9 protein-coding genes are annotated in these 21,161 nt (G+C 43.3%); 7 read left to right on the top strand and 2 right to left on the bottom strand.

Annotation, left to right across the window (positions count from 1 at the left end; genetic code table 11):
* Positions 1 to 136 precede the first annotated feature (136 nt).
* Entirely contained in the window at positions 137 to 9,478 is a 9,342-nt protein-coding gene (locus IPI59_05840) for a gliding motility-associated C-terminal domain-containing protein (GenBank protein MBK7527071.1), read from the bottom strand.
* Between the two features lie 496 nt (positions 9,479 to 9,974).
* Here IPI59_05840 and IPI59_05845 point away from each other — a divergent pair, with 496 nt between their 5' ends.
* The 5 genes from IPI59_05845 (at position 9,975) to IPI59_05865 (ending at position 17,332) form a co-directional block, all read left to right on the top strand.
* Positions 9,975 to 12,608 carry a T9SS type A sorting domain-containing protein gene (locus IPI59_05845; GenBank protein ID MBK7527072.1) on the top strand — a complete coding sequence of 878 codons (2,634 nt, stop codon included), beginning with the start codon at positions 9,975 to 9,977 and terminating at the stop codon, positions 12,606 to 12,608.
* A 167-nt stretch (positions 12,609 to 12,775) separates the two neighbouring features.
* Complete coding sequence (locus IPI59_05850; protein ID MBK7527073.1) at positions 12,776 to 14,104, top strand: peptidoglycan DD-metalloendopeptidase family protein; 1,329 nt, start codon at positions 12,776 to 12,778, stop codon at positions 14,102 to 14,104.
* Between the two features lie 487 nt (positions 14,105 to 14,591).
* A complete protein-coding gene (locus tag IPI59_05855) occupies positions 14,592 to 15,125 on the top strand; it encodes a hypothetical protein (GenBank protein ID MBK7527074.1) in 534 nt (177 codons plus the stop codon).
* 22 nt (positions 15,126 to 15,147) lie between these two features.
* Positions 15,148 to 15,639, top strand: a complete 492-nt coding sequence (locus tag IPI59_05860) for a T9SS type A sorting domain-containing protein (protein ID MBK7527075.1) — start codon at positions 15,148 to 15,150, stop codon at positions 15,637 to 15,639.
* Positions 15,640 to 15,700: 61 nt separating this feature from the next.
* Complete coding sequence (locus IPI59_05865) at positions 15,701 to 17,332, top strand: T9SS type A sorting domain-containing protein (GenBank protein MBK7527076.1); 1,632 nt, start codon at positions 15,701 to 15,703, stop codon at positions 17,330 to 17,332.
* 283 nt (positions 17,333 to 17,615) lie between these two features.
* Here IPI59_05865 and IPI59_05870 read toward each other — a convergent pair whose 3' ends face one another.
* Positions 17,616 to 18,944, bottom strand: a complete 1,329-nt coding sequence (locus IPI59_05870; GenBank protein MBK7527077.1) for an alpha/beta hydrolase — start codon at positions 18,942 to 18,944, stop codon at positions 17,616 to 17,618.
* Positions 18,945 to 19,267: 323 nt separating this feature from the next.
* Between IPI59_05870 and IPI59_05875 the strand changes: the two genes are divergently transcribed.
* On the top strand, positions 19,268 to 19,957 hold the full coding sequence (locus tag IPI59_05875; GenBank protein MBK7527078.1) for a metal-dependent hydrolase: 690 nt from the start codon (positions 19,268 to 19,270) through the stop codon (positions 19,955 to 19,957).
* Positions 19,958 to 20,076: 119 nt separating this feature from the next.
* Positions 20,077 to 20,868, top strand: a complete 792-nt coding sequence (locus IPI59_05880; GenBank protein MBK7527079.1) for a ParA family protein — start codon at positions 20,077 to 20,079, stop codon at positions 20,866 to 20,868.
* Positions 20,869 to 21,161 lie beyond the last annotated feature (293 nt).

Consider the following 21,161-nt stretch of genomic DNA (forward strand, 5'->3'; position numbering starts at 1 on the left):
TAATAGTACGTAGTTGTCTGCGCGTAATTTTCGCTGAACTAATATCCTAAAAAAATAATCCCTCGCTGGTTTGCCAGCGAGGGATTTTCTCATGTAAAGAGAACCTTTTTCACACAATTTAGGCTCTGTTAATTATTTAACGCAACAAAGTAATATTTCCTTTTATATCGCGGGTAACACCGTCGGCAAAATAAATTTTCGCCTGCACTACATAAGTACCAACCTCGCAGTTATGGCCTTTAAACTCTCCATTCCAACCTTCGGTTGGCAACAATCCGTTACCTTCAAACATTAACTCACCCCAACGGTTATAAACCAACATATCGAGTTTGGCAATATTTGCGCCCAGCGGTATAAATACATCGTTTATATTATCGTTGTTTGGTGTAAACGCGTTAGGCAGCACCACCACATTTTCAACCGACACATTAATAGTAATTTCGTTGCCTTCAACGCAAGGCGAGTCCGACATTACAAGATAAGTGGTAGTAGCTGTGGGGGTGGCAATTGGGTCGGGGCAATCGGTACAACTTAGGGTAGGGTCAGTTTGCCAGTTTAAACCAACATTAGGACCTGTTACCGTTAATTGGGTAGTTTGACCTAATAATATATCTGTGCTACTGGCCGATATTTCTAATTTTCCGGAGGTGTTAACGGTAACTACTACTTCGTCAGATACTTTATTATTGCAAGCATCCCATCCGGATAACTGTAAGGTGTAAACCCCTGCTGCTAAAGGCGTAAATCCGGTTAATAAAGTTGTTTCAGCGTCAAAAGTTCCGCCATCTGAAGTTTCCCAAAGCAACGTGCTGGCCGTACCATTGGTTACTAATCCGTTTAATTGTGCAATTTCTCCTTCGCAAATGGTAATATCGTTGCCAGCGCTAAGGGATAAATTGGGTGTGCTTAGGGTAGTTGAGCCAGTTGCAACGCAATCGGGCGTGCCATCTGCATTTGCATCGGGCGTGCCAACCATATAAGCCATCCAATTAGTAGTTGTTGCTCCTACGGCTGGCGTTGGCCCCCACGAGTTATCGGGCTGTTGATACATTATGGTGATACTGCCATTTGCGCAACTGCTTGCAACATTTAACTTACAAACATCGGGCTGTGTAATAGCATCCGGATTTGCATAAACCGTAATCGTTAGTGTTCCGGCGGCAACATTTGGCCCGGCATTACAAATAATGCCCAAATAAACTGTAACAACATCGGGCGTACAATTGTCGCCGTTGTAAACGTATGCTGCGGGTGTTAACTGAGCAGTTAGGGCGGCATCGCTAAACCACGCCATTCCTGCATATTGGCCGTCAGCATCGGTATAGGCAACCATGCTCTCGTAAGTGGCAAAATTGGTAATCGCATCGCCATCGCAAATACTAATATCGGCGGCAAGTGGGGTAGTTACAAGGGGGCAATCAAGGTTACAAGCATAATTTACGTCAAAAACCTCATTAAAGCATCCGGTTGAAATAGTGAACGTAGCCGTACCGGCATCGCCCGGATTTAGGGTTGAAGGCAAATTAGCCGGTGGCGTAATTACATACTCGGCACAAGGTGCAGTAATTGAAGGCACAATACAATTTCCTTGCGTTACAACTAAAACTGCCGGACTATAGTATGGATGAATAGCAACTGTTCCGGCAGGTATTGTTTGGGCAGGTGCACCAGGGTCTAAACAAGTAAATACTACATCGTAAACTTCGGTTACCACATCACAATCATCGGCCTGGGCGGCAAATGAATGGCTTAATCCGGTTGCACCTGCAATATTAACCCCATTTACACGCCATTGCAAACTGTAATCAACGCCAAGCACCGCCGTGGCAGGCACTATATTTACCGAAAGAGTAATATTATCATTGCTACAGGCATCGGCAGGGGCACTTTGGCTAATAGATGCTGTTGGGCATATTTTTCCACACGAGTAGGGCACCGTTACCGACTGGCTAAAGCAAGTGCTTCCGGCAAAACTAACAGTCCATTCGGCTGTTCCGCTATCGCCTGGATTTAGCACCGAAGGTACATTTACAGGCGTAATCACATAGTTAGCACAAGTAGTTGTTATAGTTGGAATTACACAATCAAGCGAAGTAGTGCTTACTAAACTGGCATCAAATGCCGGATAAATAGTAATATTAATATTGCCGGCAGCCACCGGATTGGGTTGTGCAAGGCAACTTGCCCCCAAATAAAGGGCTTTGGTATCGGCAGTGCAGTTGTTGGGGCCATTAAAATTGTAAAACGCATTCGTTACCATTGTTGTTAGGGCGGCATCGGTAAACCATCCTATTCCGGTTAAATTAGCTGGTTGGTCAACAATTAATAAGGCCTCATAACTACTTAAATCAGGTATATTGCCATCGCATAAACTCAACGAACCAGAGGTCCCCTGCGTTACAGCAAAACACAAAGTACAATCAATTACCGAAACAGTTATAGTGGCCGGTGTGGTACAAGGTGCCGAGGGTGTAAATGTTAAAGTATAAGTACCAACAGTTACGCTGGCAGGGTCAAACATATTGCCGGCAACACCACTACCCGACCAGGTTCCGGCGGGATAAGCGGCATCTATAAAGGCACTCAAGTTTAAAACTGCACCATTATCGCATTGGGCGGGCGGCGTGGTTAAGGCTGGCGTTATAGGGGCATTTACGGTTATAGATACTTGAACAGACTGGGTACAAGCAGCACTTGGCGTATAGGTTAAATTAATTATTCCATTCCCGGCAATACTTGGGTTAAACATATTGCCCGATACGCCTGCTCCGCTCCAGTTGCCCGGAAGCAACGGGTCGGCATAAGCCGTAAGGTCAAGTGGCGAATCGGTTTGGCAAACACTAGGCAATGCGCCGGGGCTTGGAACTTCGGGGGCCAACACTTCAATTGATATAGTAGCTGGCAAGCCACATCCGCCGCTGGGCGTAAATGTAAGTGTAAAAGTGCCTACCCCTGCAATGCTGGGGTCAAAATTAGTGCCGCTAACGCCCACACCGCTCCACGAGCCACTATATTTGGCATCTTCGTATGGAGTTAAGCTAAAGGCGGCAGCCGAAATACATATTGGGACCGGAGTGGTAAGTGCTGGAATTCCGGTATCATTTACTACCATGTTAATTGTTGTAGGCACACCGCAAGTACCTGCCGGTGGGTTAGTAGGTGTAAACGTAAGCGTATAAGTGCCAGCACCTAAGGCCGAAGGGTCAAACTGGGTGCCGCTAACCCCGGGGCCGCTCCAGTTACCCGCATCTACGGCATAAGGCGTTAAATTAACTGGTGCTGCATTGGCGCAAACAGGGTTAGGCGTGCCAACTATGGGTTGCCAATTGGCATATACATCAATTTCAATGACAGTCGAGTCGCTGCAATCTCCTACAGGCTCAAAAGCCAGTTTAAAGGTTCCGGGGCCGGTAAGTAACGGCCACCATTCGTTGCCCAGCACTCCAAGGCCAATCCACGTTCCGGTATAATTGGGGTCGCCATAAGGTGTTAGGTCAAGAGGTGGGTCTGTTTCGCACATGGGCGGCGGAATGATAATATTGGGCTTTCCAAATGGATTAACGATAAATATAACTGAAGCCGGAGATTTGCAAGCACCTACAGGCGAGAAAGTAACAGTATGTACGCCTGGTCCGGCTAATGAGGGTATAAATTTTCCGGATGAAACACCTACGCCACCCCAAAATCCCATAAATCCGGGGTCAGCAATAGTTGATAAGTCAAAAGGCAAATCATCTTCACACAAAAACACAGGTGGTGTGCCCAATACCGGCGTACCGCTTTGGTTTACCACTACATTAATAGTTGCGCTTTGCGCGCACAAACCTACCGGAGTAAACGTAAGGGTATGCGTACCAGCCCCAGCCGTAGCCGGGTCAAAAGAAGTACCCGATACGCCAAGACCGCTCCATGTGCCAATATAGTTGGCATCATCGTATGCTGTTAAATCTATGGCTGCATCGGCAGTACAAAGGTTGGCTATGGGCAATAAAACCGGGGTGCCAGTTGGACTTACTATAATATTAATGGTTGCAGGCAAATTACAAGCACCTATTGGTGTAAAGGTAACTGTAATACTGCCAGTTCCTGCCATTGCAGGGTCAAACATAGTGCCTGCTACACCAGGGCCGCTCCAAGTACCCGTAAAGCCTGCATCTTCTAATGTCTTTAAGTCAATAGCGGCATCGGTGGTGCATAGCACCGGCGGGCTACCCAATACAGGCGTAGCTGATAGCACCACATTAACCGTTATACTTGCGTTTTCGCCGCAAGCACCCGAGGGGTCAAAAGTTAAAACGTGGCTGCCTGCTCCGGCTATGGCGGGGTCAAAAGTGGTACCTGTTACACCGGGGCCACTCCATGTGCCGGCAAAACTATTATCATCGTATAGGGTAAGGTTAAGTGGGGCGCTATTGGTGCAAAGGTCGGCAGGCTGCAACAGTATGGGTATGCCATTAGGATTTACAACAACGTTAATACTATCGGGTCGCAGACATCCGGTGCCGGTTGGTGTATAAACCACCCAGTTACTGCCACTGTTTCCTAATGATGGGTCAAAAGTGTCGCCGCTAATTACACCAGGGCCACTCCAAGTACCGGGTAAATTTGCATCTGCAAACGGAGTTAGGTTTAAGTTGGGGTCGCCTTGGCAAAGTGGCGGTGGCGTTGTTAATATAGGTTTAATTAAAGGTTTCACTTCAATGCTTGGATTAACCGCCTCAATACAACTTCCATCGGGGGTAAATAATAAAGTATGGATGCCTACACCAGCAATAACCGGCGAAAACTTATTTCCGGAAACCCCCACACCCGACCAGGCGCCGGTTAAGTTGGCATCTATATATTTCATTAAATCTATAGGCAAATCATCGGCGCATAATTCAGGGAAGGGTTTAACTGTTGGTGTTATTTTATCTACTACAAACAAAGTATCAGTAACGGGAATGGTACAGTCGCCATCGGGAGTAAAGGTAAGTATGTGCGATCCTTGCCCCGCCAAAGCCGGGTCAAACATATCGTTTGCTACGCCGGTGCCACTCCAAGTACCAACAAAATTAGGGTCGGTGTAGAGGGCTAAGTCAACAATAGGGTCGCTTTCGCACAAAGTGGGCAAAGATGGGTTTTGCGGTATTTGCATGGGGAACACCATAAACGTAGCATCAACAGGTACGGGGCAAACGCCTCCGGGGGTATAAGTTAAGTTTATGATACCGCCATTAGGGAAGGTAGCGGGGTCAAAACTATTGCCACTAACGCCCATACCACTCCATGTTCCCGGAAGGTTGGCATCACTAAACGGTGTTAAATCCAAAAGAGGATCTTCGGCACATAAGTCGGGTATAGTGCCCAAAACAGGTACAGGTGCGGGCAATACTTCTATATCAAAAGAAACGGGATTGCTGCACCCACCGCCGGGCGTAAATGTAATGGTGTAAATGCCTGTTCCGGCAATATCCGGATAAAAATAGGTTCCAGAGACACCTGTTCCGCTCCATGTTCCACCAAAATTCGGATCGCCGTAGGCATCTAAATCAACCGGATTGTCGAAGGGGCATACCGGAGCGGGTTGGCCTAAAACGGGTGTTGTGGAAGGATTTACCTTCATAATAACAACCGTAGGCATGGGGCAAACATCGGGCGGAATATTAGTAGAGGTAAAGGTTAAATTAAAACTACCTGCCCCGGTTAAAGCCGCGTCAAAAGTGTTGCCACCAGTAACACCAGTGCCACTCCAAGTACCGGGCGAGGCGTATTGCATTAAGTCAACCGGTGGATTGTCTGCACATATTGGTGTTGGCGTTATTACAGTGGGCTGCCATAACGGATTAACCTGTACTATAACTGTTGCCGGAAACTCGCAAAAACCGCTTGGCGTAAAGGTAAGGGTATGTTGACCTACTCCTGCTATTGCGGGGTCAAAACTGCTTCCCGACACACCCGCACCAGACCAAACTCCGGAAAAATTAATATCTTCTAAGGTAGTTAAGTCAAGGGGGGCACTGTCTTCGCAAAGTACGGGCGGGGTTAATAACGAAGGCGTTATTGCCGCTATAACATTTACACTTACACTGGCATTAATACTACAAGTGCTGTCGGGGTCAAAGCTTAGATTGTGTACGCCTGGGCCGGCAATGGCCGGATTAAAATTACTGCCGCTTACGCCTGGGCCGCTCCAAGTTCCGCTAAAAGCGGCATCTTGGTAAGGTATTAAGCTAATGGTGCTACCACTTTCGCACTGGTCGGGAATAGTTGTTAAGGTTGGCGTGGTTGTTTCGTAAACAGGTATGGTAATAGTAGCAGGGGCTACACAAGGTGCCGAAGCATTAAACGTAAGCGTAATGTTTCCTGGCCCGGTAACAGTTGGGTCAAAATTACTGCCCGATACGCCTGGACCACTCCAGGTTCCGGCATAATTACTATCTTCAAATGGCGTTAAGCTGATGATGCCATCGAGGGTACAAACAACAGGGGGCTGGCTTAGAATAGGTGTTGCCGACTGTATAACAGTGATATTTAAATTGGCTGACAAAATACAGGTGTCAGTGGCATCGAAGGTTATTGTTATTATTCCGGGTCCGGAAACTGCCGGATCAAACATTGTTCCGGATACGCCTGTTCCAGCCCAAGTTCCGGCAAAATTTGCATCTTCAAAAGCTGTTAAATCTATTGGCACATCGCTGGTACATAAATTAGGTGGTATGCCTAATAATGGTGTTTGTTGTAAATAAACAACAATATTGATGGTGTCATTGCTGGCACAATTATCGGCAGGGTCGTAAATAATGGCATGTGTACCTGCGCCGGCTGTACCCGGATTAAAGGTGTTGCCACTTACGCCCGCTCCGGTCCATGTTCCGGGATAGTTTGGGTCGCTTGATACAGTAAGGTCAAACGCGGGGTCGGCGGTGCAGAATGATGGTGGGTTGCTCAATACGGGGTCAATAAGGTCGGCAACTGTAATGGTAACCGGTGCAGTGGCCACGCACCCCTCGGCATCAATTATGGTGTATATTAAATTGTAGGTGCCGGGGGCTACCGCGTTAAAGCTGGGGTTAGACAAATTGGTAGCCGACAAATTGGTAACATCGCCCGTCCAAATATGGGTGTAGGCTGGCGTGCCGCCGGCAGGGTTGCCGTTTACTGTTATAGTTTGGCCTGTACATACCGACAGGTTTGGATTGGGCGAAACAATAGGTTTGGGGTTTACTACAACGGTTATGGTTGCCGAAGCGGAACAATTTTTAGAATCAGTTACGGTATAAGTTAAGTTAAAAGTACCCGCATTCGCTGCGTTTAATGTTGGCGTGGCAATATTAGGGTCGTCAAGGTCGGCAATATCGCCCGTCCAGATTGAGGTTAGTGTGCCGGTTCCACCGCTTGGATTAGCATTTAACCCAATAGGGATACCTTGGCAGGTTTCGGCGGGGTTAGGCGTTATATTAAAAGTAGGCAGTTGATTTACCACTACAGTTATAGCTAATTCATCGGAACAAAGTTCGGGGGTGGTTTCTAATACATAATAGGTGGTTGTAGTGGTTGGCGAAACTACCGATGAAGGAAGTTGGTTTAAAGCATCGGCGGGGGTGTTCGAGTGATAGGTGTAAGTGCCGGGAGCATTTCCGGAGTCGGTAATATTTAAGGTTGCTAGGTCAAAACTACTGCCAGCACAAATTTCGGGAGCGTCGGTTGTGCTGATATTAGGTTGCGGCGTTTTAGTTATGGTAAAGTTTACCGAGTGAGGGCCGCAATCATTGGCATCGTCAATAAATCCGGTATAATTGCCGGCGGGTAAGTTCTTAAACATTGGATCGGGTTGCCAGGTTACACCATCAAGCGAATATTTATAGGGAAGTGTACCTCCTAAGGCCGATAAAATGACTGCTCCTTTGCCAGCGCTGCAACTGTCAACAAAAAGGGTATAAGCACCGGCTTGTAGTATTGGAGGCTCGTTAATAACAAATGAAGAGTCGGTTAGGCAGCCGGTACTCAACAAACCATCAACAACAGTTAGGTAATAAGTACCTTTTTTTAGGTTTTTAGGATTTTTGGTGTTTGCAGGTATAAACTCGGGCCCTGACCAAACATATTTTGGTGAGTTTACCGCGCCTTGAGCATCAACTGAAATTTCGCCGTCTTCTAAGCCAAAGCAGCTAATATCTTCAACTGTGCCTTGTATTTTTACCACGCTAATATTAACAGTGGCGGTTGTAACTGCCTGCAAGCAAGGGTTGTCGGGGTTTACACTGTTAATAGTATAAGTTTTGTCTTGAGTGGTATTTGTGTATAAAATATTGGCTGGGCCTCCGGTATAGGGTGTTGTAAGTGCTTTATCTAAATACAGTTCATCCATAGGCGACCATTCCCATAAAAAGCCGGCGGCCATTTTAAGCTGTAGCGTATCGCCGTAACAATGTGAAACGGTTGTAGAACCTGCATCCCAAACCATAACTTTACCGTTAAAAAATCCGGTTAGGCTGGCGGTTTGGTCAAGGGCTTCTTGCAGATCATTAATATTTAAAACGTAAGCATACGACAAAATTTTGCATTCGCCGGGGCCTATACAGTCTAACTCAAAGGCTAGCGATATAGCACAGTCGCAAGATGTTGAGCCAGTGCATGGATGGGCGGCGTCGCAGTCGTCGTACTGGCAAGCACTTTCGGTAAAAAAGCCACCCCAGCTTGGTGTAGCGCGTGGGTCGAGGGTGCCAAGGGCAACATAGCAGCCACAGGCAGAGCCGGTCGCTTCAACAACTCGTTGGCAGGCCCCTACATTGTTAATATTGTTGGTGGTATTAAAGGTGCCACAAATAACTTGGTCTTGGTCGGGGTCAACGTTACGGGCATACATTAAGTCGCAAAAGTATTTATCGGTGGTGGTGTTACAAATTTGTACATCGGTTACAAAATATAATTCGTCTTCGGGCAGGCGTGTGCTTTGAGTTACCTCAATACCATCGGTGGTTGTGCCTTGCCAGGTAGCTAAAAGGTTGCCACCGGGCACATAGCTGTAACTTGTTATTGAGCCAGGTACACCGCCCGTTGTACAGGTAGTGCTCGAGTTAATTTTTGAAGTTACACAATCATCCGGATTACAGGTATTACAGCCGGTTGTAACCATTTTGTAGCCTATTGTCCAGCCTTCTTCAGGAGAGCCTGGCGTAAAATAGTCGCCGCAAAAATTATGCGTGCCGCCGGGTTCGGGGGTGCCCCAGCCATTTAAACTTGGGTCGGCTATAAAACCCAAACCGTTAGGCGAGTTTGAGTGGTAGGCAGTTCCTTGCGCGCCTTGGGTAGGAAGAGAACCATTTGCGCCGTAAACGCCGCATTCGTTAATGGCAACTTCAACGTATTTGCCTTGTAAAAAGGCTTCGCCGCTCTGCAGTTGAGCGAAAACTCCATACAAGGGCAAATTGCCTAAAAAAGCAACTACTATAAAATGCCGCAATATGGAAAAATTAATGGTGTAGCTATACCTCATAGATTACATTTAAAAATACAATATATAGATTAATTGTTTAAAAATCAATTTTTAAATTCGACTGGTTTTTAGCTAATGATAATAAAGTGGCGTTAAGGTAAGATTATCTTCGCGCAAAACCAAACTTTTGTTTATTTTTAAGCCCAAACTTGATGTTTAACCAAACAACTCAAGTATATAAACCAAGCCTATTAACGCAATTTATCAATTTTTCGTTGTGCCAACAGTATGTTGTAGTATTACTTTTTTGCCAATTTAAATAGCTGTCTATCCCTTCAAATCATTTATCCGGAATAAATTAAAAACGGAAACAGGTAGGTAAAAAAAAGGTTTATAGGAACTCTAACTGTATTTATATGCGACAAACACTATTAGCTCAACAGTAAAATCCGGAAAAATAGTTTTTTAAATCGCTGTGAATTAGTAACTTTGCAAGTTAAACCTTTTTAGAAAAAACTCAACCAAAAAATACATAAATCATAAAAAATACATTTTAATGAAACAATTTAATTACAATTTTCCACAATGGGTAATGGTTTTTTTGTTGCTGGTTATTACCGGCACCGCCGTAGCCCAACCCACCCTTACCCGCGATAAAAGCTTTTTTAAAGTAGGCGATTTTTATCCGGCAATGTTTTGCAATGCTCAAGGCGTTACTCAAGGCGAGTCGGGGGCTAATGTTACCTGGGATTTTAGCGAGGTGCTTGTCGATGGCCCTGGCGCTACCCCTACTTATATTGACCCTAAAAACACCGATTTTCCGGATGATTTTCCTACCGCCAATGTAGCATCGGCAAGTACTACCGACTATGGCTATTTTGAAGCAACTAACGACGGCGCTTTTGATGTGGGCTTTGGACAGTTTGACAACCCCGGCACCACCAATGCCGACGAAACCTTATTGTTTACCTATTTAGACAATTTGCAACTGTATAAATTCCCATTCGACTACCAAAACGAGTTTACCGACACCATGAGCCGCACTTATACCATAAACAACGGCGCTATTTTAATTGAATCGGGTACAAGCCGTACCGTAAAATACGATGGTTGGGGTACCTTAATTTTGCCAACTGGAACATTTAATAATGTAGCCCGTTTGCGCATTGACCAAGTACGCCACGACGAAGCCCCCGATGACCCAAATAATATTTTTTTAGACCAACAAGTTATTCGTTATGAATGGTTTTCGCTTGATTTACGTTCGCCAATTCTATCACTTCAGTTTTTTGAGCAAAATAACGGAGGTCAACAAACCAGCGAAACAACAGCTTATTTTATTGCACGTAATGACGAGTATGGCTATACTTATCAATTAGCCAACGACGGCATTAATAGCCCATGGATTGATATTACCACCAAAGGCACCGAAGTAAAAGGACTTGCCGACGATAATTTTGTAGGCCCTGTCAATATGGGTATTGACTTTCAGTATTATTGGAGCACTATGAATAGTTTGTATATTGCCTCTAACGGTTACGTTGCTTTTGACGCAATTCAAATATCTTCGGGCGCCAACCCCACTTTTAATCCTATACCCACCGAAAACGAGCAAAACAACTATATTGCCCCCTTGCTTTGCGACTTAACCTTATCGAGCGTAAACCAACCTGGGGTGCCTAAAAATCCGGGTAAAGTTTATACTTGGAGCAACAATATTGATACTTTTATTGTAAGCTACGAAAATGTTCCATTTTGGACAGACAACCAACCACAATATACCGGAAGTAATACTTTCCAAGTTATTTTTTCGGCAAAAGACACTTCAATAACCTTTAATTACAAAGAAACCAGTTCTAAATTAGCCGATGAATATTTATACCGGAACGTGCCAATGGTAGTTGGTTTAGAAAACAGCTCCGGAAAAATTGGTTTGGGTATGACGTATAGTGCTCCTCCCCCATCGGGAGCTTGTGTTATATTTAATGCACCTACCAAAGCTTTAGTAAATATTAAAGACGTTTACCCAGCCTATTTACAAAATACAGAAAGCCAAGGTACTTTTGTACTTAAAGGAGACGAAATTAAGCTAAAAGCAGCCGTTAAAAATGGTGGCAACGTAGCCATTCCAGCCGCCGATTTTGTAATTATCAATGCACAGGTTTATGATGAAAATGGAGACGCCTATTACTCTGACCCTCCGGCAGCTATTATTACCAGCGGATTAACTGTTGGCGAGGTACAAACAAAAGAATTTACTGCCCCCGATGATGCGTTTATAGCCGTAGCACCCGGATGGTATAGCTACGAAGTATCCGTAAATGCCAACGACGATATTAACCCCGGCAATAATACTAAAAAAGCCGAAATTGTAGTAGTTGACTCGACAGCTAATGGCGAAATACCCCTTAGCTTTACCGCCGGTGATGAAAGCACCGAAACCCTTGTATCGTGGACGGGCTCTACCGGATATGACGAGGGTGCCGGCATGTTTATTGTTCCTCCATTTTATGCCTGCGAAATTGTGGGTGTTGAGTATTTTGTAGTGCCCGAATCTGGCGCTTCAAGTATAACGGCTGGTTTCAGAGGCCAAATTTTAGCCAATGACAACGGCAAACCCGGCGCAGTTTTGGCCGAAAAAGATATGGCTGCCGATGCCATTACACCCATCGCCTGGAACCGCATAGATTTTGAAACCCCAGTTACAGTTTATGCCAAAGATGGTGGCTTTTTTGTATCGTGGTTAATGGAAACAACAGGCATTGGCCTTGCCACCGACGAGTTGGAAGAAAGCCCTGTGTCGCGCACCAGTTTTGAAATTTTAAGCGGCGCATGGGCACCTTACCGCCAACGTTTTAACTCTGACCTTTACATCCGGGTAATTGTTAAAAAAGGCCTAAGCGATGGCATCAATCAACCTATTAACAATAGTGTTGTTAGTGAGGCCTATCCAAATCCTGCCCCCGAAGCAGTTTCATTAAACTACACCCTACAACAAAATACTAATTTAACCATCAGTGTAACAAATAGCAATGGCCAGGTAGTAAAAACCCAAACTTACGCCAATGCTGGGGCTGGCAACTATACTTGGCAAATGCCAACTGCTAATTTAACCCAAGGCTTGTATCAGGTTAGCTTCCAACTAACAGACGGTACAAAAGTAAATCGCGGGTTTGTTGTAACCAAGTAAAAGCAAATAAAAGCGCGGTGTAATGTAGTATAACCAAAGCTGCATACCCAAACAACTGCAACGCCAATTAGTAATTTATTTATTAAATACTGGTTGGCGTTGTTTATTTTGGTGTCCACATCTAAAAAAATGACTATTTTTGTTTACAAATTGTAAAGATGCAAGATATGATAAAGCACCAAACACTCAAAAATGATAAAATTGAGGACAAAACTCCGTTAAACTCCGTAAAAAAAGTTCAAAAACGAACTTTAATCCGGATGATTTGGCGCTTTATACCGCATTTTTTTGTTTTACTATGTTTGCTTACAGGCAGTATATTTAGTTTTGTTGCCTTCACGCAAAACAATAAAAATAAACAACTTAAGAAGTTAGAGGCAAATCAACAACAGACACAAAAAGAAATTACCCAAACTCAAGACCTAATTGAACGCCAGAGACAAAATAAAAAATCGTCAATCGCTGAACTTGATTTGCTTCAGCGACAAATTGGAAATCAAACCAACGCCATCGAAAATATAAACGAACAATTAGCCGAACTTGACCAATATATAGCTGAACGCCAAGCCCAAATTACAGCCATTGAGCAACAAATTGACCTTTTGCGAACCCAATACGTGGCTAATGTGAGGCGCACCTGGTTAAGCCAACACCAACATAACGATTTACTTTTTTTATTTTCGGCCAGCGATTTTAATGCTTGGTTTAGACATGCCTTACAATTACAACGCTTTTCGAAATGGCGCAGGCAACAATTTGATACCCTGTTTGCCAAACATGATACTTTAACTGCTGTTCTTAACGACTACCATACACAAGCCGCCCAACAGCGTGTAATACTTAACAGCCGGCAGCAGCAAATAGAGCAACTAAATCAAACCGAAGAAGATCAAAAAGCGATTTTAGCCAGACTTAACAAGCAAGAAAAAAACTTAGTAAAGCAGTTGGCTGCCCAACAAAAAAAATACGAGGGTATATTAGCTAAAATTCAAGACTTTATAATCCGCGAGGCCGAGCGCCAACGGCTTGCGCCAAATAACGTTGCAGCCAATACCACAAATAGTAAAATAAGCAGCGAACTACTAAAAAACAAAGGTGCAATGCCTATGCCAGTAGCAAATGGTACGGTAATAATGGGCTATGGCTTACAACAAAGCTACCTAAACAGTGCCGTCAAACAGAACAACAAAACAATAACAATTGCTGCCACAGGGCCGGCCAGTGTGACAGCAATATTTGATGGCACAATAAAAATACCGCCGCCTGTTCGCGGTGTACAAAGTGTAATTGTTTATCACGGCAATTATTTGTCTGTTTACTCAAATTTAAGTGAGTTGTTGGTTGTTGACGGACAAACTGTTAATAAAAACCAGCCTATCGGCAAAATAAGTCCCGATGCTGGTAGCGACCAAGCTATTTTACGGTTTGGGATGGCAAAATTAGTGGGTGGCAGTAAACCCGAGTTTTTTAATCCGGCCGGATGGGTAGGCTGGTAAAACAGCAAAAAATCATTCGGATATAGGTTGCAATAAGTAGTGGCTAAAAAAGTGTGAAAAGCCTGATTTTTTTGCCCAAACACATACAACTTAAAATAAATGCCGTAAATTGCTGCTATATTTAACCATATAACCCCGCCGTTTGCTATGATTTTTTGCTTTATTGCTGCCCCCCCGCACCGGCACCTCCCGCGCTTTAAGCAAGTGCTGGGGTAAATACTAAGCCCTACCACTGCGCCTCGCCTTGTATTTGCCCCTACCCCCCGTCCTTGCGGACACCCCCCAAGTGGGGAAACCGCCGCCCCTTTGTCTGAATTAGGATTAGTAGGAGTAGAAGATGAATAGGATTAGGGCAATAGCGAATTGTATTAATCCTAAAATCATACAAACGCTGAATTGAGCTTGCCGAAAACGATGAATTGAGCCTGCCGAAAAATCATGGTTCAGACATTTTTTAACCCACCAAATAACCAAATTAACTAACAACATGAAACTAATAACTTTAACCACCTTAGTATTGGCTGTATTTATAGGGTGCGGCAAACAACCCGCCGACCCGCCCCAACTACCCCCCTACACCCAAGAAGGTAAAAATATTTTCGCCTGCAAAATAAATGGCGAGGTATTTATAGCCGAGGGAACTATAGAAAAAAACTCTTTTGACACCAAAGGGGTTGAAAGTAGTTATAGATTTTGGAGTAACGATACCTTAGTTGAACTAGAATCTAGGGAGGAATATCCTAAAAAAGCAACTGTCTATGTTTATTTTAAATACACTTTAACAAAGGACACTTTTGAACTCAACCAAAAAGAAAAAACGGTAGGTATTATCTATCTACCCGTTGACGATTATGTGTTTGCCGACTCTAAATTTAATACCGATGCCATTAACAAAGGCTGGGTATGCGTGCATTATGCAAAAGATAAAATACTTGCCGGAAGTTTTGAATTTACCGCCATGGACAGCCGCGGCGAATTAGTATATATTACTGAAGGACGCTTTGACATATCTAATAAATAACCATTTAAAACCAATTCTAATCATGAAAAAATTATTAACCATTTTACTTGCCATTTTATTACACCCTGTTTTGGGCTATGCGCAAGTTGCCGATACCATTGCCGCCAATGGCAGAACCTATACCCAAATATTCGATAGCCTAAGCACAGGGCTTGTTGCCGCCCGTATTCCCCAAAACCTGCCTGATACTACCGGTATTGTGCACAACAAACAAGATGGCAGGGTAGCCTTTAACAACCCTACCAACAACGTATTTAAGCTATATCCTAACCCAGCATCAAGCCAAGAATTAACAATACATATTGACGCTTCGGTTATAAACGATGCCGTTTTGGGCAACCTAAATTTGAGTTTTTACAATAGCGTGGGCAAACTTGTTAAAGTACAAAGCATGGCAAAAAACACAACCCAAATGGCAATACCCATAAACCACCTGCCTAATGGCATATACACTGTTGTGTTAAGCACTAATAACCAAACCTTAGCTGCACAAAAACTAACCATTATTCGTTAATTTAATTTAAAACACCCCGCCCCATTTCAAATAGCAATGGGGTGGGAGTTTATTTGTTATTATGAAAAACTTACTATTAATACTAACAATATGGGCTTTTTTTAGCAACACAACCCAAGCCCAAACCCCCAATTTGTTTAATAAAATATATTATACCGATACTTCGTACTTAACGTTAAAGTATGTAAACCCCCTACCCGATGGCTTTTTAACGGTTACCCGTACAACCAAATCGCCACATTTTGATGTGTTAGCCCAAAAATACGATATGGAGGGCAACCTAATGTGGACCAAAAGTTTGTGGAAAGACACTGTTGGGATAGCTATATGGGAAAATTTTGTGGCAAACGAGGGCATTTATTATACGTTATTGGCAAACGCCACCCTGCCCGGATACCCCGACTCGCGGGGATACCACTTGATACAATTCGATACTGCGGGAACAGTATTATGGCATAAAACCTATTTTAACAAAAAATACCCCACCACAGCAGTTGATTATATGTCAGAAATAGTTCTTATACCCAATGAGGGGTTTTTAACAGTTGGGCTAACTAAAGTACCCGATATATGGTCGAAACACAAAATTTATGCAGCTAAATTTAACAACAATGGCGAGCAACTATGGGAAAAAACCTACACCTCTGACACCACAGATGTGTATTATATTAAAGGTTTATACACAAATGCTTGGGCGGGCTTGGTAGATGAAGACGGTAATTATGTATTGTACTGTACCAAATACGGCGGCTACTACCCTTGGCCTTTTCCTTACGAGCAAAAAAGCGATTTGCATTTGATTAAAATTAATCCAGATGGCGAGGTCTTATGGGAACATACTTATGCCGACTCAAGTTCAAATGCGTATCTTTACCAAGATATTGTTTCGCTACCCAATGGCAATTATTTTTTTATGATGGGTGAAGACTCCGTACATTATTACACAAAGGGCTTGCACATAATTGAAGCCGATAAAAACACTGGTGATATAGTATGGGAGAAATGGCTATTTAAGGGTGAGGGGAAATTCTATAGATATTATTTTACTACCAGCACTTATTCGCACGATGGGAACATAATTTTTGCAGGCTCATGGAAAAACGAGGAGGAAGAAGGGAGCGGCCATCATGGAGCCATTATGAAGTTAAATTTACAAGGCGATACAATATGGATGCGTTTTTTACCCGATTATTATGTTACGGGTTATCCACCCGAAGGGGATGTATCGAGTTATATCCGCGATATAAAGCCACAACCCGACGGCGAAACATATGTGCTTTGCGGCGAAATATACGACCAATACAACAAACATACTTGCGCGTGGCTATTAACAATTGATGAGAATGGTTATACCTGCGGCAACTATGTTTGCGATACCGTTTCGGGGGTTAAACCCCAACAATGGGGAGTTTCGGATGAAGGGGGGCATTCCCCTTCAAGGGCGTTAGGGGGAGTAACCCCCAACCCCGCCCACCAAACCGCCACCATAACCCTCAACCCCAACTATACCCATCTAATAAATCAAGGTGTAGCCCTTGAAATTTTTAACACCCAAGGGCAGTTGGTTAAAACCATTCCTTTGTCCGGAAGCAAAACCACCACGTTTACCACCGCCAACTTTACATCCGGAATGTATTACTGCCGCCTTCAAAACCATCCGGAGATAGGAGGGGTTAAGTTCTTGCTCTATTAATTCCCACTCTTTGAAGGGACGTAGAGGAGTTTCCTCTCCTTTGCAGGGGCGGCAGTGAGATACTACTTTACAGGGGTAGTTTTCCCTATAAGAGTGCAAGTTGGCACGGCATTTGTTAGTTAATACTTGTCCATCGTTGATTATTGAATGATTTGATATTCAATTCGAGGTGGAATTCTCATGCATTGGGAGTTAAACACATTTGAGGCTTTTTAAGGCTCTTAAACCAAAATGGTTTGAGGGCCTTTTTTTTGTTCAACTCGGTTTAAAAACGCGCTATGCCTTAATAAACAATCAATCCTTGCGAAGCAATTCGGTTATTGCTTGCTGGTTGTAATACTTGCACGGCATACCAACCCTTAGGTAAATAATTTGTCGGAAAAGATACGGAAACGCCCTCTTGGTTGGCCAATATCTGCTGGCTGCTTATTACCTGCCCTATGGCGTTAACCAATTGTATTTTTGCCGGAGTGGTATTGTTGTAGGTTGTTGTTGTGGCAGGTGTAGAAACAGCGTATTTAACTTCGATGGTGTTTAACTGAGGTAAATATTGTGCTTGAACTAAAGGTTTTGAGGCAGGATTTTTGGGGTTGGGATTTGTAGCCGTATTCAAATCGTTGCAATCAACGTGTTCGTAAAGGAAATTGACAATAAATTCAAGCGATTTTGGAAAGTTTTCGGGTGTTGCATGTGCCATGTGATCTTGCCCCTCGAAGGTAAGCAGGGCAGAGGGCACACCTATTGAGTCGCAGTGTTTTTGAATAATATTGCTGCCATCTAATTGTATAACGTTGAGCCCTAATGCTTTAGCCCATCCGGAATTATAAGGTACAGTCTTGTCTTTATCGCCATGTAAATTTACAACGGGCACATCTCCGGGCTGAATAAAATTGGCATTTCCCAAAGCACCACATAAATTAATTACACCAGCTACCTTTGTGTCGTAGCCATTATTGCCGCTATCGCCTTCCCATCCGCCGTTGCTTTCAACCATGGCCAATACATCAAAGTTTTTAAAATAGTCTAAGTCGCCGGCTTCGTTAAAATAGGCTGTGTGTAAGGCCAATATGGCACCCGCTGAGGCGCCGCCTACCCAAACCTGCTCGGGGTCAATGCGGTATTGGTTGATGGTGGCAGCATCTTTTTTAAAATAACGAATAGCCGAGCGCATGTCGGCAACAGCTTTTACTAATTCGAGGGTAAATAACGAGTCTAACGGAAAAGCCAAGTCTCCGGGCATAGATAACAAACGGTAATTAATAGATGCCACCACGTATCCCCGGTGGGCCAATGAATCGGCTAATTGGACAATATCGGGCGAGTTTTCGTTTCCGGCCAAAAAAGTACCGCCGTGCGCCAAAATAATTAATGGCCGCATAGCTGCCGTGTCGTTTACGGGCTGGTAAAGGTCAAATTTTAAGGTAATTTTATTGCCACTAATAGCCGTATTGCTGCCGTATTCAATGTCGTTATCTATATCAATAGTTTCAAAAATGGGCAGCATAAACCTGTCGCCGCATTGTGCTTGTGTGGGTAATGAACTAAAAAATCCTGCTAACAAAAACAGCGATAAAAATGCCTGAAAGTAATTTAGGAAGTAAGGTTTTTGCATAATTGAAAAAAATTAGCATGTTTGGTGGAATAAAAAACTAAAACAAGGTTTAAAGATACGACTTTACTAAAATGATAGCTCAAAAAAATAAATTCTTAACAAAACTCAACAAAAAAACTTAAACCAGGTGTAAACTGCAAGGTGTTTTACCTTTAAACAAAGCTCCAAAAATAATGTTTTAATAACGCGAATGTCCTTGCCATGAAGCATGACGGTATTTGAGCAAACTGCTTGATTTGATTAAAAATTTGTACCTTTGCAGATAGCTTGGGCTTGTTGTATTTTTTTACTTAGCCTTATTTTTTCTTTTTTTATCCGGAAGTATGAAGCTTACTTTTTATGGGCATAGTACGGTTTTGGTTGAAATAGCAAATACTCGTTTGCTTTTCGACCCGTTTATATCACCCAATCCTAATGCCCAGCATATTGACTTAAAAAGTATTGCCTGCAACTATATTTTTTTATCGCATGGCCACCAAGACCATGTAGCCGATGCCTTGGCCTTGGCACAACAAAATAATGCCCAATTAATTTCAAATTTTGAAGTGGTGAGCTGGTTTGCCAACAAATATAACTATACCAATAACCACCCCATGAACCACGGCGGTAGCTGGGCGTTTGAGTTTGGAACGGTGCGTTATGTAAATGCCATCCATAGCAGTAATATGCCCGATGGTTCGTATGGCGGAAATCCGGGTGGTTTTGTTGTGTGCACTAACGAAGGCAATTTATATTTTGCCGGAGATACTGCCTTAACAATGGATATGCAGCTAATTCCGCGTTATGCTAACCCGCTGCAGGTAGCTATTTTGCCAATTGGCAGCAATTTTACCATGGACTACCGCGATGCCTGTACTTGCGCCCAATGGACAGGTTGCAAAACCGCCTTTGCCGTACATTTTGATACTTTTCCGTACATTGCCGTTTCGCACAACGAGGTAAAGGCACATTTTGAACAAGCGGGCATACCGCTGATTTTGCCCACAAAAATAGGGCAAACCTTTGAGTTGTAACTAACTGTTTAACAACTGGCAGTATATTATAATTTAATAAATATATTACTTTGTTTCTAATAGGAAATTGAAATAAAGAAAACCATTAAAACACCACAGACCCTATCTATAATATAAGCATGGCAAAAATTATAACCATAGCCAACCAAAAAGGAGGCGTAGGCAAAACTACTACCGCAATAAATTTATCGGCAAGTTTGGCTTTGCTTGAATACAAAACCTTGTTAGTTGATGCCGACCCACAAGCTAATGCAACCTCGGGCGTGGGTGTTGACCCGCGCAAGGTAAAAGCCAGTATTTACGAATGTATTATTGGCAAAGAAGATATTGCCAATGTTATTATGGCCGATGTAGATGCCCCAAATTTATATTTGCTGCCCTCGCACCAAGATTTGGTAGGTGCCGAAATTGAATTGGTAGATATAGAAAACCGCGAACAATTAATGCAAGATGCCCTTGCCCCGCTTAGAAGCCAGTTCGATTTTATTATTATAGACTGCTCGCCTTCGTTGGGGCTAATTACTTTAAACGCACTAACCGCCGCCGACTCGGTATTGGTGCCCGTGCAATGCGAGTATTTTGCCTTAGAAGGGTTAGGGAAACTGCTTAATACCATTAAAATTGTGCAATCGCGACTTAATACCTCTTTAACCTACGAGGGTATTTTGCTAACAATGTACGACTCGAGGCTCCGCCTTTCGAACCAGGTAATTAGCGAGGTGCAACGGCATTTTGGCGATTTGGTATTTAACACCATTATTCATAGAAATACCCGTTTGGGCGAAGCACCAAGTTTTGGCAAATCGGTTATTATGTACGATGTAGTAAGTAAAGGCGCAATTAACTACTTAAACTTAGCAAAAGAACTGCTACAACGCAATGGTTTACCCAAAGTGGCAGTAAAAAAATAATACTATATGCTAAAAGAAACATGTGAGATGCGAGATGTAAAATGTGAGATGGGTGCGGGGTTTTGTACTTAATTTGGCTGTTTTTATCCGGAGAGAAAATTTTAATACAAATCTTACATTTATATTTTACGCTGTGTTGACTTGTGTATTTTATGCTAAAAATTCCGGATTTAATTTTATAAATCACAATAACATTGTGTAAAATGCAAATATGACTTGTATTGTGTTTAGGCAGCCTGCAAAACTTCTATCTTCTAAACGCAATTACACTATTAAAATAAAAAATTGGGTTT

The sequence above is a fragment of the Sphingobacteriales bacterium genome, assembly GCA_016706405.1.
Classification (GTDB): domain Bacteria; phylum Bacteroidota; class Bacteroidia; order Chitinophagales; family UBA2359; genus BJ6.

What these genes read in the sequence shown, in the direction of transcription:
- IPI59_05850 (MBK7527073.1), top strand. Translation starts at nt 12,776, where the DNA reads ATGATAAAGCACCAAACACTCAAAAATGATAAAATTGAGGACAAAACT.
- IPI59_05855 (MBK7527074.1), top strand. Translation starts at nt 14,592, where the DNA reads ATGAAACTAATAACTTTAACCACCTTAGTATTGGCTGTATTTATAGGG.
- IPI59_05865 (MBK7527076.1), top strand. Translation starts at nt 15,701, where the DNA reads ATGAAAAACTTACTATTAATACTAACAATATGGGCTTTTTTTAGCAAC.
- IPI59_05870 (MBK7527077.1), bottom strand. Translation starts at nt 18,944, where the DNA reads ATGCAAAAACCTTACTTCCTAAATTACTTTCAGGCATTTTTATCGCTG.
- IPI59_05840 (MBK7527071.1), bottom strand. Translation starts at nt 9,478, where the DNA reads ATGAGGTATAGCTACACCATTAATTTTTCCATATTGCGGCATTTTATA.
- IPI59_05860 (MBK7527075.1), top strand. Translation starts at nt 15,148, where the DNA reads ATGAAAAAATTATTAACCATTTTACTTGCCATTTTATTACACCCTGTT.
- IPI59_05875 (MBK7527078.1), top strand. Translation starts at nt 19,268, where the DNA reads ATGAAGCTTACTTTTTATGGGCATAGTACGGTTTTGGTTGAAATAGCA.
- IPI59_05845 (MBK7527072.1), top strand. Translation starts at nt 9,975, where the DNA reads ATGAAACAATTTAATTACAATTTTCCACAATGGGTAATGGTTTTTTTG.
- IPI59_05880 (MBK7527079.1), top strand. Translation starts at nt 20,077, where the DNA reads ATGGCAAAAATTATAACCATAGCCAACCAAAAAGGAGGCGTAGGCAAA.